Source organism: Mycobacterium sp. GA-2829 (genome assembly GCF_001499965.1).
Taxonomy (GTDB): Bacteria; Actinomycetota; Actinomycetes; order Mycobacteriales; family Mycobacteriaceae; genus Mycobacterium.
In genome coordinates this window covers 59,745-85,069 of the sequence record NZ_LQIT01000007.1, presented here as the reverse complement: position 1 = coordinate 85,069, position 25,325 = coordinate 59,745, and the positions used below count along the sequence as shown (strand labels likewise).

Below are 25,325 nucleotides of genomic sequence, written 5' to 3'. Positions count from 1 at the left end.
TTGCCCGATGCGATCGGTCGGTGCCCGGGTCGACGACGGCAGTGGTTTCTTGCCGAACTCCGGGGTGTTGCTGACGCGCGTACCGAGTCCGCCCGAAATGGCGTCGTGCACGACGCGGTGCGCGTTGCCATACTTCGCCAACAATTTGTTCACAGAAAATTGCCAGCTGCGTCAACGGTTTGGATATTGACGCTTTCCGGTCCAAAGAGGACGATCGAAACAGTTCGCCGGGGCGATCCGATGGCTAGCCCGGGCCATAACCGACGAACCGTATGACGATGCCGACCTCCGCGAGGCCGGTAGTGATGAACAGCCCCAACCACGCCGGTTCCGGCGAGGGCCGTGGACAACGCGGCTCAGGAGGTTGCGGGTGAAACAACAACACCTTCATCGGGCGGACGCCTGAGGATCGGGTGCGCGGTGACATATAATTTGCTGGAACTGCTGAGGCAAAGGGCAGCGGCGGTCCCGGACAAGCTAGCGTTCGACTACTCGACACAGGCGGACGAGCACAGCCGGCTCACCTACGGTGGTCTGGACGCCCGCGCCCGCGCGATAGCCGCCACACTGCAGGACCACCACGCGGCGGGTGAGCGCGCGCTGGTGCTGTGTCCCTCGGGTCTGGATTTCATCGCCGCCATGTTCGGCTGTTTCTACGCCGGGGTGGTGGCTGTTCCCGTACACCCGCCGGTGCACAACCGGCTGATGTCCCGCGTCGCGTCGATCGTGGCCGACGTCCAGGCGAGCCTTGTGCTGACCACCGCCGACACGCAGTCCGGCATGCGAGAGGTCCTCGACGGGCTCACCGCCGACCGGTCGATGAGCTGGCTGGCCGTCGACGCCGTCGCACCCGACGCCGCCTCGGACTGGATCACCCCGGACGTCGCCGCCGATGCGATCGCCTTCGTGCAGTACACCTCGGGGTCGACGAGTGCGCCGAAAGGCGTTGTGCTGAGCCACCGTAACCTTCTCGCCAACCTGGAGACCATCAGCAGGGACGCCGGCCTCGGCGACCGGACACGCGTGGTCAGTTGGCTGCCGCTGCACCACGACATGGGCCTCATCGGTGGCGTCTTCGGAGCCGCCTACTTCGGCGGGACCAGCTTCCTGATGCCGCCCTCGGCGTTCATCCAGCGCCCGATGGCGTGGCTGGAGGCCATCTCCCGGCACCGCGCGAACATCAGTGTGGGGCCGAACTTCGGCTACGAGTTGTGCGTCGAACGCAGCACCCCGCAGGAGCGCGCGGCGCTGGACCTGTCGCACTGGGTGCGGGCGTACTGCGGTGCCGAACCCGTGCGGGCCGCCACCCTCGAGCGGTTCGCCAGCGCCTTCGCGCCCGCGGGTTTCCGCCCCGAGACGTTTCACCCGGTGTACGGCCTCGCCGAGGCGACCCTGCTGGTGTCGGGCAACGCGCAGCGCGGCGTCGCGCCAACGGTGCGACACCTCGACGGCGTCGCGCTGCGCGAACACCGTGTCGCCCGGGTGCCCGCCGGCCATCCCACCGCCGCCGCGGTCGTGGGCTGCGGACCCGCGGGCCACGGCGAGGAGATCGTCATCGCCGATCCCGTGCACCGCACCGAATGTGGTCCCGGTGCGGTCGGCGAGATCTGGGTGGCCGGGGACAACATCGCGCAGGGGTACCTGAACAAACCCGCCGAGACGCGGGAGACGTTCCAGGCGCTCACGTCCGACACCGGCCGCGGTCCCTTCCTGCGCACCGGTGATCTGGGCTTTCTGCTCGACGGCGAGTTGTTCGTCACCGGACGGCTCAAGGACCTCGTCATCATCCGCGGCCGCAACTACTACCCGAACGACATCGAGGCGACGGTCCAGGAGACGCACCCGGCGCTCATGAGCGGTCGCGGTGCGTGCTTCTCGCTCGAGGCCGACGGCGTAGAACAGCTCGCCGTGGTCCAGGAGGTCGACCGCGAACTGCTCGGCGAGGACGACGTCGACGCAGTGATCGCGGAGATCCGTGCCGCCGTCACCGCCCAGCACGACATCCGCGCGCACACCGTCGTGCTGATGGAGCCGTTACGGATCCCGACGACGTCGAGCGGGAAGATCCGGCGCAGCGCCTGCAGACAGCGCTATCTCGACGGAACGCTCGAGGTGTTCGCCAAGTGGCACGCGCCCGCACCGCCCGATGACCGCCGGACACCGGCCGCGACGGACCCCGGCCGACCGTCGGCCGACACCGACAAGATCAGGGCGTGGTTCGTCGACCGGCTGGCCCTCGAGCTCGGGGTCTCGACGGCCGAGATCGACACCACCCTGCCGTTCGCCCACCACGGGCTCGACTCCGTGCACGCCATCCAGATGCTCGGGGCGCTGGAGACCTGGCTCGGCCGCGCGGTGCCGCCCACGCTGGTGTACGAGTACCCGACGATCGATCAGGCGGCCGCGTATCTGTCCGGCGACGCGGCCGACGACACCCGGACCGCGCCCGCCGCCCTGCCGGAACCGCGCGCGGACGAGCCCATCGCGATCATCGGCATCGGATGCCGCTTCCCGGGCGCCGACGGTCCGTCGGCGTTCTGGCAGCTGCTGTGCGCAGGAGTCGACGCCGTCACCGAAACGCCGCCGGACCGCTGGGGCGCCGACGTCAGTGGCGCCGCCGCCTGGGGTGGATTCCTCGACCGGATCGACGAGTTCGACGCCGCGTTCTTCGGCATCTCGCCGCGCGAAGCCGTCCGAGTGGACCCGCAGCAGCGGCTCCTGCTCGAGGTGGCGTGGGAAGCCCTCGAAGACGGCGGTCAGGCGCCGCAGCGACTCGCGGGCAGCCGCACCGGGGTGTTCACCGGTGTGTCCACCAACGACTACCAGCACCTGCAGCTGAGCCGTCCCGAACTGATCGACGGCTACAGCGGCACCGGGACCGCCTCGAGCATCGCCGCCAACCGGCTGTCGTACTTCTTCGACTTCCGCGGGCCCAGCCTGGCGGTGGACAGTGCCTGCTCGTCGTCGTTGGTCGCCGTCCACCAGGCGTGCCGCAGCCTGCGCGACGGTGAGTGCGAGCTGGCGCTGGCCGGCGGGGTCAACGTCATGCTGACCCCGGCGATCGGGCTCAACTTCAGCAGGGCCGGGGTGCTGGCCGCGGACGGTCGATGCAAGGCTTTCGACGCGCGTGCCGACGGCTGGGTGCGGGGTGAGGGCGCGGGGATGGTGGTGCTCAAACCGTTGAGCCGGGCTCTGGCCGACGCCGATCGGGTGTACGCGGTCATCCGGGGCTCCGCTGTCAACCAGGACGGCCGCACCAACGGCCTCATGGCCCCCAGCCGGGTCTCGCAGGAAGCCGTTGTGGCAGAGGCGTATCGGCGTGCCGGGGTGTCGCCCGGGGCGGTGCAGTACGTCGAGGCGCAGGGTCTGGGCACGCTGGTGGGCGACGCCATCGAAGCCCAGGCGCTCGGGGCGGTCCTGTCACAGGACCGCCCGCCGCAGACCCGCTGCCTGGTCGGCTCGGTCAAGACCAACATCGGACACCTGGAGGCGGCCGCCGGTGTGGCCGGACTGATCAAAGTCGCACTGGCACTGCACCATCGGCTGATCCCGCCGACGCTGCACTACACGCGGCCGAATCCGAACATCCCGTTCGCCGACCTGCCGTTGCGGGTCGCGGACAGCGTGACCTCGTGGCCCGACGGTGGCGGCAGGGCCACGGCCGGGGTGAGCGCGTTCGGGTTCGGCGGCACGAATGCGCACGTGGTGCTGGTGGAGGCGCCGGAGGTCCGCGTCACCGCTGACGAGGCGGGCGACGATCAGCCGTACATCCTTCCCGTCTCCGCCAAGTCGCCCGAAGCGCTTGTCGCACTGGCGGGCCGGTACGAGTCGGCGTTGACGGCGGGCGCGCGGATCGCCGATCTGTGTCACACCGCCGGTGTGCGCCGCGATCACCACGACCATCGGCTCGCCGTGGTCGGCGCCACCCGCGACGAGCTGGTCGACGCCCTGGCGGCCTACCGGCGGGGGGCGTCGCATCCCGGAGCCCACGCGGGACAGCGCCGCCCCGGGCAGCGATCCGACGCGGTGCACGCCCACGCCGGCGAAACCGGCGACGACCACACAGCGCTCGCCACCCACTACGCCAACGGCCACGCGGTGGACTGGGCTCGGGTGCAGCCCCGCGGGTCCCACTGCCCGGTGACGCCGACGTATCCGTGGCAGCGCAGGCGATTCTGGCTCGAACCCGCCGAAAACGGCACACGAGCAACACCTTTCGAGGCGGCCGTCCCGTCGGAGTCGCTACTGGGCGCCGAGGCGATGCGACCTGCCGGCTCCGCGCTGGAGGGCCCGCCCGGCGTCCCGACAGCGGCGCTGATCCGGCGGCTGCTGGGCGCCGCGGTGGGCGTTCTCGGCGCGGGCAGGCGCCGTCTCCAGAGAGCCGTCCCCCTGACCGCTCCGGTCTCGGTGGCGCCGAATCTCAGCGACCTGCTGCGCACCGCCGGCCGCGAGGAACGAGACCGGCTGCTCGAGTCCTACCTACGGGAGCAGGCCGCGAGCAGGCTGGGCCTGCTCCCACAGTCGCTCGACATCCGGGCGCCCCTGCACACGCTCGGCCTCGACTCGCTCATGGCGGCCGAACTCCGGGCCCGCGTCGAGCAGGACCTCGGGATCGAGATACCGGTCGTCCATCTGCTGAACGGGCCGAGTGTCGCCGAGCTGGTCGAGTGGCTCGGCATCGCGCTCACCGACTTCCCCGCCGAGGTGACCGTCTCCGACACCGCAGTGGCGGTGCCGGACGGCGACGGCTCGCGCTGGCTCGACCTGCTCACCCGCATACCGGAGGTCGCCGACGACGACGTCGACGATCTGCTCTGCGAAATATTGGCGGCCGGAGAGAACGACGATGACGACCAGCTCCATTGACGTCGCAGGGCTGTCCACCGCGGAGAAGCGGGAACTGCTGGCGCGTCTGCTCAAACAGCGAGCCGAGGTCTCGGCGTCGGCGCATCCGTTGTCCTATGGACAGCGGTCCCTGTGGTTCCTCCACCAACTCGCCCCGGGCAGTCCCGCCTACAACATCACCTACGCCGGGCACATCAGCGGCAGGCTCGACGAGTCCGCGCTGGAGAAGGCCGTCCAAGGGCTCGTGGACCGGCACGCGATCCTGCGGACCACCTACGCGGTCCGCGAGGGGCAGCCGGTGCAGCTCGTGCATCCGCGGTGGCCGGCGCGAATCACCCGGTGCGACATCGACTCCGACGCCGAGTTCGACCGGTGGCTGCGCCGCGAGGCGGACCGCCCGTTCGACCTGGAGGCCGGTCCGGTGCTGCGGGTGTCGTTGGTGCGGCGCGCGTCCGGAGAGCACACCCTGGTCCTGGTGGTCCACCACATCGCCGTCGACTTCTGGTCCATCGACGTCATCCTCGACGAACTGCGCAGGCTCTACGCGGCCCAGCACAGCGCACAGGCACCCGCGGCGCGCCCGGAGACCTACATCGAGCACGTCGAACGGCAGAGCCGGATGCTGGCCGGACCCGACGGGGAACGCCTGTGGGCCTACTGGCGGGACCGGTTGGCCGGCGACCTGCCGGTCATCGAGCTGCCGGTCGACCGGCCACGCCGTGCCGCGCAGACCTACCGCGGTGGCGTCCACCGCTTCACGATCGACCGCGGATTGACCGCGGCGCTGAAGGAGACCGGCCGAACCGCGGGCGCCACACCGTACATGACGCTGCTCGCGGCGTACACGGCACTGCTGCACCGCTACAGCGGTCAGCAGGACATCCTCATCGGCTCACCGTTCGCGGACCGCGAGCGGCTGGGATCAGAAGGCGTGGTCGGATACTTCGCCAATCCACTGGTGCTCCGGCTGAATGCGACCCGCGACGCACCGTTCACGACACTGCTCGCACACGTCAAGCAGATCGTGCTCGAAGCCTTTGCGCACCAACAGTATCCGTTCACGCTGCTGGTCGAGCGGCTCAAGCCGGTCCGGGACGCCAGTACTGCTCCGCTGTACCAGGTGTCGTTCGCCTGGGAGCAACACCGCCGGTTCCGGGAGGGGTCCGACGGCGACCGCGGCGCCACGACACTCGACATGCGGACCGTGCACATCGGACAGGGCGGTGCGCCCGACGAACTGATGATGCTGATGGGCGAGCGGGACGGCGAGCTGGTCTGCGCACTGCAGTACAACACCGACCTGTTCGACGCGGCCACCATCGAACGCATCGCCGGGCACTTCCGGACCCTGCTCGCCGGCATCGTGGCCGACCCCGCCGCGCGCCTCTCGGAACTGCCGCTGCTCACCGACGCCGAGCGCCGCGAACAGGCGCAATGGAACACCACCCGCGTCGACTTCGATGCCCCTGACTGTCTGCACGACATGGTGGCGGCGGTGGTCGAGCGCAGCCCCGATGCGATCGCCGTGACGTATGAGGGCGACGAGGTGACCTACGCCGAACTGCACCGCCGCGCAGAGAAACTAGCGGCCCGCCTGCAGAGTCTCGGCGTCGCCCCGGACACCATCGTGCCCGTCCTGCTGCCCCGCTCGATCCACCTCGTGGTCGCGCTGCTCGCGGTCGTCGAGGCAGGTGGCGCATTCATGCCGATCGATCCGACGCAACCGGTCGACCGCATCGCCGCCATGGTGTCCGGTGTGGCGCAGTCACCGCTCTGCCTGACGTACCAACGGTTCTCAGACCGGCTGAGCGACTTCGCCGGTGTGCGGTTGTGCCTCGACCACTCCGTCGAGGCGGACACCCCGGCCCGCCCCGCGCACACGACCGCGGCCAACCTCGCCTACGTCATCCACACCTCCGGCTCCACCGGGGTGCCGAAGGGCGTGCTCATCACCCACGGCGGGATCCGCAACCGCTTGCTGTGGATGCAGCAGGCGGACCCGCTGGGCGCCGACGACCGGATGCTGCATCAGACGCCGGTGACGTTCGACGTGTCGATCGTGGAGATCTTCTGGCCGTTGATCGCCGGTGCGCGGGTGGTCATCGCGGCGCCCGAGGGCCACAAAGACGTCGGGTACCTCGTGCGCACGATGGCCGAACAAGCGGTCACCACGGCCCTGTTCGTCCCGTCGATGCTGCGCGCGATCCTCGCCGACCCGAACGTCGCCGAATGCACGGCGCTGCGCAGGGTCTCTTGCGGTGGTGAACCGGTGCCCTACGAACTCACCCAACGCTTCCTGGCCACGCTGAACGCGAACCTGTGGAACGAGTACGGTCCGGCGGAGGCCGCCGTCACCGCCACGTCCTTCCGCTGCGTGCAGGGCGCCGCGGGCCCGCGGGTCCCGATCGGACGGCCCATCGCGAACGTGCGGGTCCACCTGCTGGACGCCGCGGGACAACCCGTGCCGGTCGGGGTGCCGGGGGAGTTGTACATCGCCGGGGCCGGCGTGGGCCGCGGCTACCTCAACCGGCCCGACGCCACCGCCGCCCAGTTCGTGGCCGACCGGTTCGGTGGCGAACCCGGGAAGTCGATGTACCGCACCGGCGATCTGGCGCGGTACCTGCCCGACGGCAACATCGAGTACCTGGGACGCCTGGACGACCAGGTGAAGGTCCGCGGTGTCCGGATCGAGCTCGGCGAGGTCGAGGCGGCGGTGTCGAAGTGCCCCGGAATCCGCGAGTGCGCGGTGGTACCCGGTCGGGACGCCTCCGGCCACACCCGGCTGGTCGCGTACCTGGTGCCCGCGCAGGACCCCGCGCCGTCCACCGCCGACCTGCGGAGTTTCCTCGTCGACAAGCTTCCCACGATGATGGTTCCCGCCGTCTTTCGGATCACGGAGTCGTTGCCGCACAACACGAGTGGGAAGGTCGACCGCCGGGCATTGACCGCGGTGGCCGCCGATGAACCGCCGGAGCAGCGCGAGTATGTCGCGCCGCGGACCCGCGCGGAGAGCATTCTGGCCGGCATCTGGCGTGAGGTGCTCGACGTCGACCGGATCGGCATCCACGACGACTTCTTCGCGCTCGGCGGGTGTTCGACGCACAGCCTCGAGGTCACCACCAAGGCGCGGGCGGCGGGTCTGGCGTTGACGCCGGAGGCGGTCTTCCTGTGCGGGACCATCGCCGCGCTGGCCGCCGAGGACGGCTCCGAGGATTCGGCGGATCGCAACCGTGGGCCGGTGATGGCGCCCGAAGTGGCCGACGTGGTCGAGGAGACGACCCATCCCGCCGCGGTGGTGCCCGCTCGTCGGCGGCGCACCCACAACACGCTGATCGAGAGCATCGGCACGTACCTGCCCGCCGAAGCGGTGTCCACCGCCGCGGTGCTCGCCGGCTGCGCCACCGAGATCGGCATCCCGATGGAACGGCTCACCGGGATCCGGAACCGGCGCGTGGTCGCGCCGGGGGAGTTCTCGATCGACCTGTCGCGGCAGGCGGTGGTCGACTGTATGTCCCGCTCGAGCCACGGACCCGGGGAGATCGATCTGCTCATCGCCTGCAACATCTCCCGCTGTGACGGTCCGGACCACAAGTTCGTGTTCGAGCCCGGCACCGCGGTGCGGCTGCGTGACCGGTGCGGTTTCGTCAATGCGGTGGCCTTCGACATCAGCAATGCCTGTGCGGGCATGTGGACGGGTATCAAGGTCGCCGACGCGTTCCTGCAGACCGGTGGGGTGCGCTGCGCGATGGTGGTCAGCGGCGAGTACATCACGCACCTGACCGAGACGGCGCAGAAGGAGATCGACGGCCCGATGGACCCGCGGCTGGCGTGCCTCACGCTCGGCGACGCGGGCGCGGCGGTCATCCTGGAACGCGGACCCAACGACCGCGTCGGCTTCCACGACATCGAGATGGCCACCCTCGGCCGGTACAGCAAGCTGTGCGTGGCCAAGGTGACCGACAAGTCCCACGGCGGCGCGATCATGGTCACCGACTCCATCGGCGGGACGGCGGTCGCGGTCAAGGCGGCGGTGCCGTTCGTCTCCGCGGTGATGCAGCGGCACGGCTGGCGGCCCCAGAGCTGCGATCACCTCGTGATCCACCAGACCTCGGAGTCCTCGCTCAACGATGCGATGCTGGCGATCAACCGGGTGTTCGGCAAGGCTGCCGCCCACCCGGGTAACACCGTGTTCAACCTCGCGGAGCGCGGGAACACCGCCAGTACATCGCATTTCGTGGCGCTCAAGGACCACATCCTGGGCAACCGGATCCAGTCCGGGGACAATGCGGTATTCGGCATCAGCGGCTCCGGGCAGACCGTCGGCGCCGCCCTCTACACCTTCGACGACCTGCCCGACCGGCTCCGTCGCAACGCCGACGGCCACAACGGACAAGCGCCGAACGCCCGCCGCACACCGAACACGCGGGCCAGCGACCACGTGGCCACGCACCGCGTCCGCATCGCCGGGGTCGGCACGGCCCCGGCACAGAGCGCGCAGCCGGATTCGGTCGATCTGGCAGTGCGCGCCGCGCGAGCCTGTCTCGACGACAGCGGGCTGGGCGCCGACGCCCTCGACCTGCTCATCCACGCCGGCGTGTACCGCAGCGAATTCATCAGCGAACCGGCCATCGCGGCGTTCATCGCGGGCGAGCTCGGTATGAACGACGACATCCGGTCACCCGACGGCCCGAAGACGCTGGCCTTCGACCTCCTCAACGGCGCCGTGGGCTTCCTCAACGGATGCCACGCCGCAACCGAGATGATCGACGCCGGAACCGTCGAGACCGCGATGGTGGTGGCCGCCGAGATCGAGAACAACGGCGGGCAGCGCGGTGGACCCCTGCTCGGGATCCTCGAGACCGGCTCGGCGGTGATCCTCCGCCGAGGCGACGGCACCGAGGGTTTCGGGCGATTCGTCTACCGCCACGACCCCGCGCACGCCGACGCGCTCGCCACCTACACCCGGCACGAGAACGGGCGGACGTGGCTGCACATCGACCGCGATCCGGAACTGACCGCCCACCTCCTCGCGTGCATCCCCGACGCCGTCGAGGAGCTGCTGGAGCGCGAGGGGTTGACCCGGGCCGGCATCGCCGCGGTGTTCGGACCCCACCTCCCCGACGCCGCGCGTGCGGAACTGGCCACGCGCCTCGGCATCCCGCAAGCGCGGTTCGCCGCGCCCGAGGTGACCGCTGACCCGTTCTCGTCGGCGTTGCCCTACAACCTCGTGCACGCCCGCCGACACGGGTCGGTCGGCGCGGGCGACACCGCTCTGGTCCTGGCTGCGGGGTCCGGCCTCCAGATCGCCTGCACGACCTACCGGTTCTGACGCCCCGGGGTCATTCCTCGCGGAGCGCGGTTGCGGGTGCGGTCTGCGTGCTCTTCCAGGCGGGACCGATGGAGGCGAGGATCGCCGCCGCCGCGGCGAGTGCGGAGTACTTGACCGCCTCCACCCAGGAGAACGTCAACGGGCTGAGCGACCCCACCGTGACGACCGCCGCCCCGCGCACGGCCTCCATGATCGCCACCGACAGCACGGCGCCGAACACCGCGCCCACCGCACACGCGACGACCGCCTCGGCGGTGGTGACGGCGAAGACCTTCGACGGGGTCGCGCCGAGCGCCTGGATCAGCGCCGTCTCGCGGCGCCTGCGCATCCCGACGAGCAGCAGCGTGGCCGACACCGATACGAAAGCTATTGCGAGCAAACCGTATTTGAGCGCATTGAGGGTGGTGAGGAAGCGGTTGACCCCGCTCGCCGTTGCGTTCTCGTAACCGCGGGCGTCGACCACCTTGACCGGCTGCGCGAAACTCGTTGCGGCGATCTCGGTTTCGATGCGCTCCTCCGGCACCCCCGGTTTCGGTTTCAGGCGGACCAGGCCGGCGTACTGCGGTCCGAAGATCTCCTCGGCGGAGCGGTACGGCATGTAGATGCGGCGCCCGCCGACCTCAGGTGTCGCCACGATCGTGCCGACCGCCAGGTCGCGCGCCTCGGCTCCGCTGCCCAACCGCACGGTGTCGCCCACCCGCAGGCCCTGCTCGCGCGCCAGGACGCCGCCGATGATCAACTGTCCGGACTCGAGGGTCTGCTCCGGCGGGCTGCCGGCGAGCACCGGGAACGGATACGTCGGATGGTCCTCGGCCCGCACGTACGCCGGCGCCCCGTCCGCCAGCGCGATCTCGATCTCCACCATCCGCTCGACGCGTTCCACTCCGGGCAGTGCCGCCAGTCGATCCGCGGTCTCGGGTGAGATCTTCGCGTCCAGTGACCCCCAGTCGCTGAAGCGGGTGGTGCCCGCCACCAGCCGTCCGCTCGCCTGCGCCTCTGCCAGGTCCGAGGACGCGCGGTCGATCCCGGCCAGGAAGGAGGACAGCAGCATCGCCACCGCCACCGGTACGGCCACCGCACCTGCGATCGCCGTCGTTCGCGTGGGGTTGGCGCGCAGACCCGTCAGCGCCACCCGCACGGTCGCGCCGCGGATCCGCTCTGGGACCCTGACCATCGTGATGACCTGTGCGCTCAAGTACGCGGCGGCGGTGAGCATTCCGACGATCGCCACCACCACGGCGGCGCTGGACAGCGTGGCCTGCCAGGCCTCGAGGCCGCCGGACCGGGTGGGCAGTGTCGCGGCCAGCACGCCGACCGTGCCGAGCGCGAGCAGGCCGAGGGCTTTCGGCCAGATCCGCCGTGGCTGGGTGTCCTCCTGAGCCGACCGGCCGGAAAGCTCCGAGGCGATGGCGGTGTGCAGCGCAGACAGACTGGGCGGCGCCGCGGCGAGCACCGCCAGGATGATGCCCACCACCACCCCCGCGGCGAGAATGTCGGGCCGGACCACGACCGGCACGTTGACACCGAGATACAACTGGGTCAGTGCGCTGGCGCTGCCGACGACCGGATGGGCGATCGCGATACCGACGAGCGTTCCGAGCACCGATCCGGCCGCCCCCAGAATCGCGGCCTCGGCGAGGAATCCGGTGACCGCCGACAGCGGTGAGGCGCCGAGCGCGCCGGCGACCGCGATCTCGTGCCTGCGTTCCTCGACCGACAGCCGCGTGATCTGGGAGATCAGGATGACGCCCACCCCCACGGCGATCAAAGCGAACATCGACAGCAGGGGTAACAGGACCGTGTTGACGTTGAAGCCGCGGTCGGGATCGCTGCGGGTCAGCACGCTGAAGCCGGGTCCGAGGGCGTCGCGCAACTGGGCCCCGATCTCCGGTGCCCGGGCGTCGTCGGCGAGCGTCACATACGCCAGATCGACCCGGTCGCCCCGGGCGAACTGCGCCTTGGCCACGCTCAGCGGCAGCACCACCGCCAGTCCGTTGTTCATCGTGTCCAGCTGCGAGACGCGCTGCACGGCGTCCAACCGCAGCTGCCCGGCGTCGGTCACCAACGTCGACTCCGGTTGCAGCTCGGCGCCGAGCGTGGTGGACGTGGCCGGCACCGGTGGCTCCGCACGGTCCGGCGGGCAGACGGCCGGGTCGATGATCCAGCGTGCGGTGCAGTCGATCCCGAGCGCCACCACGTACGTCTCGCGCTCACCGGTGCGGATGAGTGTGACCGCGCGGATCACGGGCACGACATCCGACACGCCCGGAATCGCGCGCGCCGCATCGAGATTCGCCGGTGCGATGCCACCGTGGTTCGCGGCGCCGACGATGCGCAGCGGTGCGGGGCCTGCGATGCGGTACCCGACGTCGTCGACGGCCTTGCTGACGCTCGTCGCCTCGATCAGCACCGCGACGACGACGGCCACCCCGCCGCCCAGGGCGATCGCGGCCAGCGTCGCGCGCAGCAGGTGGCGGCGGATGGCACGAAGATTGATGATCCGCAGCACGCTGAGAGTCGCCGCCAGTCGCCGACGCGCCATGGGCGGCACTACCCGTCGGGTTCTCGCAGCACTGCGACCCCCGGATCGCGCACCTCACCGTCGTAGTCGGTTCGGCCGCTGTCGGATTCGATGTGTCCGTCGCGGAACGCGATCAGCCGCGGGGCGCGTTCGGCGATCGACAGGTCGTGGGTCACCATGACGATCGTCTGCCCCTCCGCGTTCAGCGTCTCGAGCGCGTCGAGCACGATGCGGCCGTTCTTCGTGTCGAGGTTGCCCGTCGGCTCGTCGGCGAGGATGACGTCGGGTTCCATGAACAGGGCACGGGCGATGGCCACGCGCTGCTGTTCGCCGCCCGACAGTTCCGCGGGTACGCGTTTGGCCTTGCCGCCGAGGCCGAACTGTTCGAGCAGTCCGATGGCCCGGTCATGCTGCGCGCGACCGGATTCGCCCACCAGCAGACCGCTGAGCATCACGTTCTCGACGACCGACAGACCGGCGAGCAGGTTGAACGACTGGAACACATACCCCAGTTTGCGGCCCCGCAGCCGGGCCAACTGCCGCCGGGACAGCCGGCTCACGCTCTGGCCGTCGACCAGGACGTCACCGCCAGACGGCGGTTCCAGCAAACCGAGGATGCTCAGCAGCGTCGACTTCCCCGAACCGGACGGCCCGATCAGCACGACGAACTCACCCTGGCCGATGTCCAGGTCGATGTGGTCCAGCACCGGCGTCTGAGCGTCGCCGCGTCCGAACGATTTGCACAGATCGCGGGCTTCGATGACGGAAGAACCGCGTCCGTCACCCCGACCTTCTCGCACCTGTCGATGGTAAACCCGCACACCGTCGGGAAGATGCGCTTTCAGCATCGCTTCAGCAAAATCTCAGCGGGTTCGATGCGGTCCCGGCTGACTGCCGAAGCGCCGCAGCAGGGGATCGCGTGCCGCGGGCGGGAGATTCGGCAGGATCGCCGCCTGCAGAGCAGGGAACTGATGGCCGATCCCGACGATGTAGCGGGCGCGCGGTCGGCGCGCGCCGAGCGCGTCGGCGACTGCGGTGGCGACGTCGTCGGCGGGTACCGCGGACAGATGGAACCGTCGGATGAACCTGCGCATCCCGTCGATGTGTCCGGCGTACAGGATGCGGTGGTCGTCACGCATCGCCGCCTCCGTCTCCTCGACCAGTGCCCCCGCATTCCGGACCATGTCGGTGTCGGTCTGGGTCGGCTGGATGACGATGACGGGAATCCGCCACGGCGCCAACTCCATTCGGAGCGCATCGGCGACAGCCTCGAGCGCGAACTTCGACGCGCAGTACGCACCCATGAGCGGGACGCAGATGCGGCCGTTGAGGCTTGAGATGAACACGATGCGGCCCTGGGATTCGCGCAGCCGGGGCAGCACCGCCTGGGTCACCGCGAGGTGGCCGACCACGTTCACGTCGAACTGGCGGCGCAGCTCCTCCGGGCGGACGGTCTCCAGCGGTCCGGGGACCACCACCCCGGCGTTGTTGACGACGGCGTCGAGTCGCATCGGAAGCGAATCCTGCAGGGAGGCAACCTGTTCAGAGTCCGTAACGTCCAGCAGTATCGGGGAGATGTGCTGCGGATTGCGCGCACCGACGTCGCGGGCGTCCTGTTCGGTGCGCACACCGGCCACCACATCCCATCCGGCGTCGGCCAGCCGGGTGACGATCGACAGACCGATGCCCCGCGACGCACCGGTCACCAGAACCGATCCCACGGTCGGCGCGCTTCAGGTCTCGGCAGGGACGAGGCGCAGCGGTAGGGTACTCCACCCGTGCATCGTCGCGTTGTGTAGCCGCGTGGGAGTGCCCGTTGGCTCGACGGCCGCGACCCGCCGGGTCAGGTGGAGGACGAACTGGCGTGCCTCCAGCCGGGACAGTCCGGCGCCGAGGCAGAAGTGCACACCGCCACCGAAGGCCAGGTGGTCGATCGACCCGCGGTCGAGCCGGAATGTGTTGGGCTGATTGAAATGGCGGGGATCGCGGTTGGCAGCGCCGAAGAGCAACAGCACCCGCGACTGCCGTGGGATGACGTAGTCGTCGACCGCGTAGTCGACCATGGCGGTGCGGTAGAACCCCTGCACCGGCGATTCGAAACGCAACTGCTCCTCGATGAGCGCCGGGATGAGCGCGGGCTCGTCGCGGACAGCGCCGTAGACGTCGGGCCGCTGCGCGAAGGTGTGCATCAGCCAGCCGAGCAGATTGGTGGTGGTCTCGTTGCCCGCGACGACGAGCATGACCACTCCCCAGAACATCTCGTCGTCGGTGAGTTTGTCGCCGTCCTCGGCGGTCATCATCAGCGAGATGAGGTCGCTGCCGGGGTGTCTGCGGCGCTGTTCGAACAGCGGCTGGAGATACCGCCGCATCGCGAAGGTGGCGAACACCATGCGTTGCACCACACCGAAGGTCCGGCGGCCGACCTCGACGAACGAACCGTCGATCAGCGCCTCCGACCACTCCCGGAACCGCGCGTGATCGGCCTCGGGTATGTCGAACATCGAGGCGATGAGACGGGTGGGAAGGAGTTTGGCCAGGTCGCGGACGCCGTCGGGATCGGGCATGGCGAGCATGCGGGTGACCAGACGCTCGGCGTGGAACTCGATCGCCGACTCCCACATCGCCAGCGCCCGCGGGGTGAACGCGCGGGAGACCAGCCCGCGCAGTCGGGTGTGGTCGGGCGGGTCCTTGGTGATCATCATCGGCAGTTCGACGCGGAAGCGGCTCTGGCTCTGCGCCGACGACAGGTGTTCGTGATCGCGCAACCCCGCCCGTACATCGGCGAAGCGCGGGACGATCCAGATCCCGAGCCGGGGGTTGTACCGCACCGGCGGTCCGGCCAGCAGTTCTTCGTACTCCGGATAGGGGTTCGCGATCACCGCGTCGGCGAAGGGATTGAACCGCGTGACGGGATCGCGCGCGCCGTTGCGGCGGCGGACGCGCGAGATGATCGTGTCCTGGACAACGCCGCCTAGACTGTCGACCCCGACCTTGACGAGATTGGCAGTGAAATTCGCTGATTGCGTTGTGGCCATGTGGCCCCCTCGCGGTAAGCGCAACTCCGACAGTTTAGGGGAGCCGTGCCGGGGTGCGCGAGTATTTCGCGTCGAAGACGATGCGTCTGCACAGAACCGCGCGGGGCCCGGATCCCATCACCCGCGCGGTCGGCAGGGCCCCAACAGGTCCGGACGAAAGACCTTCGCCGCCACGCACTCTGCGTCGACGCCGGGATGCTGTGCGGAGACCGCGCCGGCGATGAGACCGCGGAGCTGTTGGTAGAGGTTCGTTGTCGCGGTCGTCGCCAACCGTGCCGCGAGATCGTATTCGCGCATCGACGTCCCGGGCACCGGCTCACCGCCGCGGGCGGTGTCCGGGCCGTCTTTGTTCAACGCGGCATGGCAGTCGGCGTAGCCGGGCGGCGGACCCGCGGGCGGGCAGCCGTCGAGAGGGAACTGTTTCGAGTACAGGATGTTGAAGTAGCCGGTGTGGAGATCGGCGGGAAAGACCCCGGGGTCGCAGGACGGGAACAACGGGGGAGCGAGCCGATCCAGCTGACCGGCGGCGATGTTGTCCTCCACCCAGTTGGAGTGGGCGTAGAAGTCCTGCTGCGCGTGGAACAGGCCCCCGATCGCGGCGTTCGCCGCGGGTCCGTCCACGAGTAGCCGGGCGCCCGGGTCGGCGGGCTGTGATCCGCGCAGGACGACCGGCTGCAGGATGTTCCACGCCTGGCGTGCGCGGGCGCAGATATCGGCGGGGTTCTTCGCGTTGTCCATATGCCGCCACTGATCCGCCGCGAACGCGTCACTGCCCATCGCACCGCCTCCCGGCGGCGGGCCGTTGAGGATCTGCAGCATGGCGACCTCGTTGACATGGTCCGGCGGCAACGCACTGCGGGTGATGCTCGCATGGTTCTGGATGTAGAACGCCTGCGCGCTCGGTGCGGACCAGCACATCGCGCCGAGGAGTACGACCGTCGCCGCCATCGCGATCGGTGCCTGGCGCAGTCGTCGCGCCACGGTGCTGTAAAGGGTCATGCCCACTCCTCGCCGGTGCCGGTGCCCGGGCACAGTCAACGAACCCGAGCTTGACCCTCCGACGGGGATGTTCGTACCCGGCGAGCGATGGGGGCAAACCTCGTGCGGGCGGGCGACGTTGTGCCCGCTCGCCGGTGTGGGCTAGAGGCCCAGCGGGGTCTGGCCCGGCCCGGGGCCCTGACCCCTGCCGGCCTGCTGCTGCTTGGCCGCCTGCGCCAACGCGTTGACGAGGGGGTTGGCCGCCAGCATCTGCCTGCGGTCCTCCTCGGAGAGTTCGTAGAACGCCCATACGCCCCACGCCGCGGGCCGCACGTACAGCGTCACCTCCTGACGCTGAGCACCGAAGATCGCCGGCACCGGCACGACCCGGTCCAGCGTCGCGGCGCTGGCCATCTCCTCGGCCAGCTTGGTCCGGTCGGCGGATCCGGCCAATTCGTAGACCAGCGACTGGCCGAGCTTGCTCGGCGGCCCTTGCATCGCCAGGAACCACGCCATCGGGAACTCCTTCGTTCGACAGTAGGCAGAGTTATGCCGTGGTCAGAGTAGGAGATGAGGCGCCGGAGCCGATGCGTAGGCTCGTCCTCATGCGGCCTGCCTTCGTCCTGCTCACCTCCGCGACGCTGCTGGCCGCGGGTTGCGGCTGGAGTCCACCAGGTGCCGCGCCCCCTGAACCGGATACGTGCACCCCGGCGGACGGGCCCACCCCGGACACCGTGCAGCGCGCGATCAGTGGCACCCCACCGGCCGCGCCGGGGCTGACGTGGACGCAGGTCGCCGACGGACACACCACCGACTGCCGGCTGTACTGGGTCCAGATCGGTTCCACCCCACCGCAACCCGACAGCCCCCAGCAGGTGCTGTTCTTCGCGGGGAACGCCCCGCTGGGTCCGGCCACGCCGCAGCCGCGGCCCTACATCTCGGTGCTGCCCACCGGGGCGGACACCGTGACGGTGCAGTACCAGTGGCGCCAGGGCGACGAAGCCCCGTGCTGCCCAACGGGTATCGGCACCGTCCGGTTCCGTATCGGCGCCGACGGCAAGCTCGAGGCCGCCGACCCGATCCCGAACGGTTAGGCCGGCTCGGGGGACATCAGTTCGCTCGGATCCATCATCGCGGCGTAGCGCAGCGGTTCGGGGATGCCGAACCCGTCGACCAGTGTCTCGGCATACGGCCGCAGCGACCGGCACCGCTCGTTGATCCCGCGGGTCACGGCCTTCGCGCGCTCGGTGGACAGGTAGCGGTGTTCGATGAACCACGCCTTGTCCTCTTCGATGACCGACAGCGCGTACAGATCGCACACCATGCCGAGGATGCGCCGGGCCTCCTCGTCCTCGCAGGCGTCGATGCCCGCGACGAACGCCTCCAGGATGATCCGGTCGATGTGGGCCTGCGCGGTGTGCAGCACGTGGTCCTGGACGGCGTTGAACGCGTCGAACGCCGAGGACTCCTTGGACTTGCTCTGCAACCGGCGGGCCACCGAGGACAGCAGGTATTCCTCCCGGTCCTCGAACATCTGCACCTGGGTGCCGCGGTTGAAGAGGCTGCCCTCCTCCTCGTTGTCCTGCCGGGTGTCGAGGATGGTCTGCATGATCGTCTCGGCGGCGGTGCGCTTCATGACCCGGGTGCCGACGGTGTTGGCCGCGAAGCGCACCCACTCCACCGGGCTCATACCCTTGACATCGTCGGCGTATGCGGTGAGCAGTTCCTTGGCGACCAGCTGGGTCAGCACGTGGTTGTCGCCCTCGAACGTGGTGAACACGTCGATGTCTCCGCGCAGGCCGATCAGCCGGTTCTCGGCGAGATAACCTGCGCCGCCGCAGGCTTCGCGCGCTTCCTGGATCGACCTGCTGGCGTGCCAGGTGTTGGCGGCTTTCAGGCCCGCGGCGCGTGCCTCGAGCTCACGCTGTTCCTCGGCGTCGGGACGCTCCATGCTCTGCAGCTCGTGGCATTTGGCGACGAGCTCGTTCTGCGCGAACTGGAGTGCGTACGAGCGGGCGATCAGCGGCAGCAGCCTGCGCTGGTGCACGAGGTAGTCCATGATGACGACCTCACCACCGTCGGGTGCGGAGAACTGCTTGCGCTGCAACGCGTATCGGGTCGCGATGTCGAGTGCCACCCGCGCGGCGGCCGCACCACTGCCGCCCACGGTGACCCGGCCGCGGATCAAGGTGCCGAGCATCGTGAAGAACCGCCGGTTGGGGTTCTCGATGGGGGAGGTGTAGGTGCCGTCCTCGGCGACGTCGCCGTAGCGGTTGAGCAGGTTCTCGCGCGGCACCCGGACGTTGTCGAACACGATGCGGCCGTTGTCCACACCGGGCAGTCCGCCCTTGTAGTCGCAGTCGGAGGTGGTGACGCCGGGCAGGTCATCGCCGTTCTCGTCGCGGATCGGCACCAGCACGCAGTGCACGCCGTGATTGACCGGCTCACCGCCCTCGTGGGTGATCAGCTGCGCGAAAACCGCTGCCATGCGGGCGGTTTGGGCGGCGCCGCCGATGTAGTCCTTACGGGCGGTGGGGGTGGGGGAGTTGACGACGAACTCCTGAGTCTGCGGATCGTACGTCGCCGTCGTCTCGAGCGACTGCACGTCGCTGCCGTGGCCGGTCTCGGTCATCGCGAAGCAGCCCAGCAGATCGCAGTCGATGATCCGCTTGACGTACTGCTCGTGATGGCGTTCGGTGCCGAGGTTCTCCACCGCGCCGCCGAACAGCCCCCACTGCACACCGGCCTTGACCATCAGCGACAGATCGCTCATCGCCAGCATCTCGATCTGGGTGATCGCGGCGCCGACGTTGCCGTTGCCGCCGTGCTCCTTGGCGAAGCCGTCCTCGGCGGCGCCCTCGGCGGCCATGATCCGCAACTGTTCGTTCACCTTGGTGCGCGCGATGACGGTGTTGGGGGTGTAGTGCGGTTTGAAGACCTCGTGGGAGAGCTTTTCCCGCATGTCGTTCTTCACGTCGCGCCAGCGCCCGTCGAGGGCGTTTCGCAGATGCTCCGCAGTGGTGGTCATACCTGACGGTAACCCGCTATCCACTGCGCGAAACCGTGATGTGCCAAACCCAGGGCGACCTCACGAAACCGTCACCTTCGCGCAAGCGTTCAATGACGTCATGACCGAACCCGACCGGCCCGCTCCGGTATCACCGACCGGCCTGCCGCACACGATGGACCACAGGCATGCCGACGTCAGCGGCGGATGGTTGCGCGCGGCGACATTCGGGGCGATGGACGGCCTGGTCAGCAACACCGCGCTGATCGCGGGAGTGGCGGCCGGCGCGGGTGCGCAGACCGTCGTGCTCAGCGGTGTCGCGGGGCTGCTCGCCGGGGCGTTCTCGATGGCTCTCGGGGAGTACACGTCGGTGACGACCGCCAACGAGCAGATCGACTCGGAGGTACGGGTGGAGCGGCGGTCGTTCCGCAGGCACCCCCAGGCCGAACAGGCCGAACTCGTCGACATGCTGGTCGCGATGGGCATGTCCGACGACACCGCCCGCCGGGCCGCCACCGAGATCCACCGCGACGAGAACCGCGCGGTCAACTTCCACCTGGTGCAGGAACTCGGGGTGGATCCGGAGGAAAAGCCGTCGCCGTGGGTGGCGGCCGGTTCGTCGTTCCTCATGTTCGCGATCGGGGCCGTCGTTCCGCTGCTCCCGTACCTGCTGGGGTTCGAGTCGTTATGGGCGGGCTTGTTGTGCGGGGCGGTCGGTCTGTTGATCGTCGGCGGGGTTGCCGCGCGGTTCACCCGTAAACCGGTGGTGTTCGCCTCGACGCGCCAACTCGCGCTCGGCGCCGTCGCGATCGCGGCGACCTATGGCGTCGGACTGCTCATCGGCACCACGGTCACCTGAGACCCGACTGGGGCGAACCACGGGAATTACGCCCACGTCAATTTGAGCTTGACAATGCAACCGCGCTTGCGGATCTGGCAAACCGTCCCAGAGGCATGGCCTCGGCTGCGGCCTCCGGTGATCCGTTGTCACGCAGGCAAATCTGGACCCGTGTGGACACGCCGACAGCCAGCAAATCCTTGAAAAGCTAACGAGTCAGGCTCAGCAACCATATGCTTGCCCGGCCGCGCCGGTGCGCGGCCCGTGCCCACAACCGGCCCGGAGTGCACGACGAAGGGCAGCAGTTGGTGGGATACGGCAGGTATGTGGGACGGGTCGGCGCGTTGGCGGTGGCCCTCGGGGTGGGGTTCGCCGTAGGCGATGTGCCGGTGGCGTGGGCCGACGATACGTCCAGCGCACCGGCCACCGAGTCACGCGCTTCGGATCAGGATCCGAGTCCTGCCGAGACGACCGACCCGAAGTCCGACGACGACACCTCTGACGACACCGAGTCCGAAGACGTCGAATCGGGCGACGACGACGCCGAAGACGACGACCTCGAGGGCGAAGAGCCGGTCGACGAAGAGCCCGCGGAGGAAGAGCCCACTGGCGAAGAACCGGCCGACGCCGCAGTCGTCGAGACCGAGCCCGCCGATGACCGGGGTGAGACGTCGTCGGCGAAGGACGACGAGGCTCCCGCCGAACCAAGTACACCCGCCCAACCGGCGCCGCAACCGGTCACCACAGCGCCTGCCTCCGACGAGGACGACACCGTCGTCGATCAACCCGCCGACGATTCGTCGCCGACGGACGCCGCGCCCACCGGGGCAGCCGAAGCCGCCGCTCTCGTCACCGGCGCTGCATCGAGGAGCGCTGTCTCGCATACCTTTTCACCGGCCCCGGTGACCCAGACGCTGACCGCACCGGCCAACGCCGTGCGTGGATTCGTGTCCAATGTGCTGTCGTGGATGGGGATCAATCCCCAAGGCGCCACCAACGGCCCTTCGGTACCCGCGCAGAACCCGACCATCTGGGCGGTGCTGGCGTGGCTGCGCCGCGAGATCGACTACACCTTCTTCAACCGCAGCCCGCACCTGTCGCCCGCGCTGATGGGGCAGACCACCAACGGTGCCTTACTCGGTGACCTCTTCGGCAGCGACTTCCACGGGCAGCCGCTCACCTACAGCGGGACCGGCGAAACTCCGCGGGGCCGCGTCATCGTCGACCCGAGGACCGGCGCGTTCACTTATCAGCCGAGCGCCGAGTTCGCCCAGACCGGCGGGGTCGACCGCTTCGTCGTCACTGCGAGCAACACCTCGGCCTATCGGCTCGGCGGCGTCGCCGGCGCCATCCAGAACGTCCTCCATCGCGGGGCGCAGATCCTCGGGCTGGCGCAACCCGACACCGTCCGCAAGGTCGTGGAGGTCACCGTCGTCACCGGTGGCCCCACGGTGATCGCCGAGGTACGTGTGATCGGTGAGGCCCAGGACTCGGTGCTCACCAGCGCCGACGGCACCCGGACTTACCGCATGCTCGAGGATTACGACGACTCGACCGGGACCGCGACCACCACGGTGGTGATCGTCGACACGGTGACCGGTAAGCAGATCGGCGACCCGGTGACGGTCGACGGCAGGCCGGGTGAGCTCTCGTTGAGCCCGCACGGCGCGCTCGTCGTGCACACCGCGCAGCAGACCGACCGCGCCACCGGCACCTCGACCACCACCGTGGTGATCATCGACGCCCGCGCCGGCGGAGCCGTGACAGCCCCGGTCTCGCTGGAGGGGGAGCGGGCGGGCGTCCTGCAGTGGAGCGAGGACGGCGACATCGTCTTCCAGGCCGCCAAGGTGTTCGACCCGACCGCGCGCACCTGGTCCACCAGCGTGTACGTATTCGGGGCCGACGGCCTCGTGGTGGCCGACCCGATCACCGTCTCCGGGCTGCCGGTGTGGAACCGGGGGACGATTCTGGCCGACAGCACGTTCGAGTTCAACGACGCCGGTACCCGCGCTTATCTGACCACCCACAACCTGGGCTCCGGTGTCGACGCGACGACGCCGGAGAAGACGTGGGTGTCGGTGATCGACACCGCCACGTGGACCCTGGTCGGTGATCCCGTCCTCGTCGACGGGAAACCCAGTGGGCCACTGGTTTTCAGTCTTGACGACACCCGGCTGATCCGGGTGACCACCGTCGACGTCTATTTCACCGGTACCTCCAAGGCCACCGTCGCGGTGCTCGACGCCGTCACGGGGCAGCTGATCGGCGATCCGGTCACCCTGGACGGATACGCTCTCACCGATCCCGCCAACGACGACGCAATCCCGGTGGTGCGGTTCAGCCCGGACGGTACGCGGGCGTACGTGTCGACGAACGTGTGGGACCCGGTCACCTTCGACGAGACCACGCAGATCTCGGTGTTCGACGTGGCGAGTGGCTCGTTCATCGGCACCCCGATCGTGCTGCAGGGCCGAGGGCGGGGCAGCCTGCAGTTCGCGGAGCAGACCCCCGACCGCCTGTACCAACGCGTCGTCACCCGGTTCGCCACCGACGATCAGCCGGCGCGGGTCGAGGTGGCGGTGATCGACGCGGTGACCGGCACGGTGATCGGCACCGTGTCGGCGACCGGCGTCGACGAGCGAAACCCGCTGCAGTTCAACGCCGACGGCAGCCACGCCATCCTGACGACGATCCACCCGTCGTCGCAGACCCATGGGACCGGTACCACGATGCTCACGGTGATCGACACCGCGACCGGAACCCAGGTCGGCGACGCGTTGACCCTCGTCGGCGAGCCCAGTGGCGGAGTGCTTCGGTTCAGCGCCGACGACACGCGCGCCTACCTGACGCTGACCGAGCATGACCTGGCCACCGACAAGTGGTACCGCCACGTGGTCGTGCTCAACGCCGAGGACGGAACGTTGATCGGGTCGACGGCACTCCTCGGTCATTCGGTGGGCGCGGCACAGTTCAGCGACGACGGCACGCGCCTGTATGTGACCACCGATCAGGTGGTGGCGGTCTTCGACGCTTCGACCGGCGACCTGCTGGGCACCGCGGCCTTCGACGGAACCCCGCTGGGCCGCATGATGTTCAGCGGACGCACCGGTGACGTCGGCTACCTCACGGTCACCAAGGAGGATCCGAAGACCGACTCGCCGACGACCACCGTGGTGGTCATCGACAGTGTGGCCGGCGGTGTGCTGGGGGAGTGGGAGACCCTCAGCGGATCCGCCACCGGTGCGCCGGTTTTCAGCACCGACGGCACCCGGGCCTACCGGTTGGTGACGGTGCACCACCCCAAGGCGGGCACCTCCACGACCGTCGTGGCGACCTACGACACCGGGACAGGCAACCTCGTCGGGCTGCCGTTCGCCATCGGCGGTTTGGCGAAGGGACCGCTCACCCTCAGCGCCGACGGCACGCGGCTGGAGCTCGCGGTCGCGCGGTTGGACCCCTTCACCGGGAGCTTCGTGACGAACGTCATCACGTTGAACACCGGCGCCCAGGTCGCGGATCCGGCGGTGCAGACCTAGGTTGCAGGCTCAGGTCTCACTGCCCACCGTCACCGCGCGCGCCTCGTCGGTGCGCTCGGTGAGGTCGTCCTCTTCGGCGTCGATGCCGGACAGGTGCTTACGGGTGCACGCCAGCACACCGGCGGCCACCAGCACCGCACCCGCACCCACCCAGTACGGCAGGTGCACGTCGATCTGTTCGCCGAGCACACCGGCGAGCCACGGGGCCACCGCGGCGCCGCCGAACCGCATGAAGCTGTAGGCGGCCGAGGCGACTGCGCGTTCGACGGGTGCGGCCTTCATGACCGCCTCGGTGATCAGCGTGTTGTTGATGCCGCACCAGAGGCCGGCGACGATGACCGACACCGCGAGCACGGCCTTGTTGTTCGTGCCCACCGCCATCACCGCGAGCGTCGCCGACATCACGACCAGGTTGACCAACAGCGTTGGCACGGTGCCGAACCGGTGCTGCAATCGCGGTGCGGCCACCACGGAGGTGAACGCGAGCGACACGCCCCAGCCGAAGAAGATCAGCCCGATTTCCTGGGCGCCCAGGTCGAGCGGGAACGGTGTGAAGGCCAGCAGCGTGAAGAAGCCGAAGTTGTAGAGGAGCGCGGTGACCGAGACCCCGAGCAGTCCGCGGTGCCGCAGTGCGCGGAACGGATCCGCCAGCGTGGTGGCACGCGCGGCGCGCGGCGTGGTCGGCAGCAGCATCGCGGTGACGATCACCGCGATGACCATAAGCGCCGAGACGCCGAAGAACGGTCCGCGCCATGAGATCTCACCAAGCACCCCGCCGACGAGCGGGCCGACGGCGATGCCCAGGCCCAGTGCGGCCTCGTAGAGGATGATCGCCTGCGCGACCGAACCGCGCGCGGCGTTGACGATCGTCGCCAAGGCGGTCGCGATGAACAGGGCGTTGCCCAGCCCCCACAGCGCACGCCATCCGACGATCTCTGAGACCGTGTCGCTCATCCCGGCCAGTCCGGCGCCGACGATGATCACCACCAGGCCGAGCAGCAGTGTGCGCTTGGGGCCGATGCGGCTGGACACGACGCCGGTGATCAGCATCGCCACGCCCATCACCGCCATGTAGCTGGTGAACAGCAGCGACACCTGCGAGGGGGAGGCGTCGAGGTTGTCGGCGATCGGTTTGAGGATGGGGTCGACGAGGCCGATGCCCATGAATGCCACAACGCAGGCGAAGGCTACGGCCCAGACGGCTTTGGGTTGGCGCCACATGAGTGGGGCGTCTCC

Annotated in this window: 13 protein-coding genes; 5 read left to right on the top strand and 8 right to left on the bottom strand. The window is 69.4% G+C overall.

The features are described from left to right. Nucleotides 1–420: 420 nt before the first annotated feature. Nucleotides 421–4,866 carry a beta-ketoacyl synthase N-terminal-like domain-containing protein gene (locus AU194_RS05925; protein WP_157575915.1) on the top strand — a complete coding sequence of 1,482 codons (4,446 nt, stop codon included), beginning with the start codon at nucleotides 421–423 and terminating at the stop codon, nucleotides 4,864–4,866. Further along, nucleotides 4,847–10,174, top strand: coding sequence for a non-ribosomal peptide synthetase (locus tag AU194_RS05920; RefSeq protein WP_059088303.1), 5,328 nt, complete (start codon nucleotides 4,847–4,849; stop codon nucleotides 10,172–10,174). The genes AU194_RS05925 and AU194_RS05920 overlap by 20 nt, the downstream gene beginning before the upstream one ends. 10 nt (nucleotides 10,175–10,184) lie before the next feature. Here AU194_RS05920 and AU194_RS05915 read toward each other — a convergent pair whose 3' ends face one another. The 6 genes from AU194_RS05915 to AU194_RS05890 all read right to left on the bottom strand — a co-directional run bounded on the left by AU194_RS05915 (nucleotide 10,185) and on the right by AU194_RS05890 (nucleotide 17,224). Continuing rightward, complete coding sequence (locus tag AU194_RS05915; RefSeq protein ID WP_059088302.1) at nucleotides 10,185–12,716, bottom strand: FtsX-like permease family protein; 2,532 nt, start codon at nucleotides 12,714–12,716, stop codon at nucleotides 10,185–10,187. Nucleotides 12,717–12,724: 8 nt separating this feature from the next. Continuing rightward, on the bottom strand, nucleotides 12,725–13,495 hold the full coding sequence (locus tag AU194_RS05910) for an ABC transporter ATP-binding protein (protein ID WP_231743181.1): 771 nt from the start codon (nucleotides 13,493–13,495) through the stop codon (nucleotides 12,725–12,727). A gap of 63 nt (nucleotides 13,496–13,558) precedes the next feature. Beyond that, nucleotides 13,559–14,401: an SDR family NAD(P)-dependent oxidoreductase gene (locus AU194_RS05905; protein WP_082698503.1), complete on the bottom strand. Its 843-nt coding sequence runs from the start codon at nucleotides 14,399–14,401 to the stop codon at nucleotides 13,559–13,561. A gap of 27 nt (nucleotides 14,402–14,428) precedes the next feature. After that, nucleotides 14,429–15,730, bottom strand: coding sequence for a cytochrome P450 (locus tag AU194_RS05900; protein WP_059088300.1), 1,302 nt, complete (start codon nucleotides 15,728–15,730; stop codon nucleotides 14,429–14,431). A gap of 117 nt (nucleotides 15,731–15,847) precedes the next feature. Next, the gene (locus AU194_RS05895) at nucleotides 15,848–16,729 is read right to left on the bottom strand and encodes a hypothetical protein (RefSeq protein ID WP_059088299.1); all 882 of its coding nucleotides are present in this window, start codon (nucleotides 16,727–16,729) and stop codon (nucleotides 15,848–15,850) included. A 141-nt stretch (nucleotides 16,730–16,870) separates the two neighbouring features. Beyond that, complete coding sequence (locus AU194_RS05890) at nucleotides 16,871–17,224, bottom strand: LPXTG cell wall anchor domain-containing protein (protein WP_059088298.1); 354 nt, start codon at nucleotides 17,222–17,224, stop codon at nucleotides 16,871–16,873. Nucleotides 17,225–17,313: 89 nt separating this feature from the next. On the opposite strand from AU194_RS05890, the gene AU194_RS05885 reads away from it, so the two are divergent. After that, a complete protein-coding gene (locus AU194_RS05885; RefSeq protein ID WP_059088297.1) occupies nucleotides 17,314–17,802 on the top strand; it encodes an LppP/LprE family lipoprotein in 489 nt (162 codons plus the stop codon). On the opposite strand, the gene AU194_RS05880 is transcribed toward AU194_RS05885, so the two are convergent. Beyond that, a complete protein-coding gene (locus AU194_RS05880) occupies nucleotides 17,799–19,736 on the bottom strand; it encodes an acyl-CoA dehydrogenase (protein WP_059088296.1) in 1,938 nt (645 codons plus the stop codon). The genes AU194_RS05885 and AU194_RS05880 overlap by 4 nt on opposite strands. A gap of 100 nt (nucleotides 19,737–19,836) precedes the next feature. On the opposite strand from AU194_RS05880, the gene AU194_RS05875 reads away from it, so the two are divergent. Both AU194_RS05875 and AU194_RS05870 read left to right on the top strand, forming a co-directional pair. Further along, nucleotides 19,837–20,574 carry a VIT1/CCC1 transporter family protein gene (locus tag AU194_RS05875; protein ID WP_059088295.1) on the top strand — a complete coding sequence of 246 codons (738 nt, stop codon included), beginning with the start codon at nucleotides 19,837–19,839 and terminating at the stop codon, nucleotides 20,572–20,574. A gap of 212 nt (nucleotides 20,575–20,786) precedes the next feature. After that, nucleotides 20,787–24,089, top strand: a complete 3,303-nt coding sequence (locus AU194_RS05870) for a hypothetical protein (RefSeq protein WP_157575914.1) — start codon at nucleotides 20,787–20,789, stop codon at nucleotides 24,087–24,089. 9 nt (nucleotides 24,090–24,098) lie between these two features. Here the strand turns inward: AU194_RS05870 and AU194_RS05865 are convergent, their stop codons facing one another. Further along, the gene (locus tag AU194_RS05865) at nucleotides 24,099–25,310 is read right to left on the bottom strand and encodes an MFS transporter (protein WP_059088293.1); all 1,212 of its coding nucleotides are present in this window, start codon (nucleotides 25,308–25,310) and stop codon (nucleotides 24,099–24,101) included. Nucleotides 25,311–25,325 lie beyond the last annotated feature (15 nt).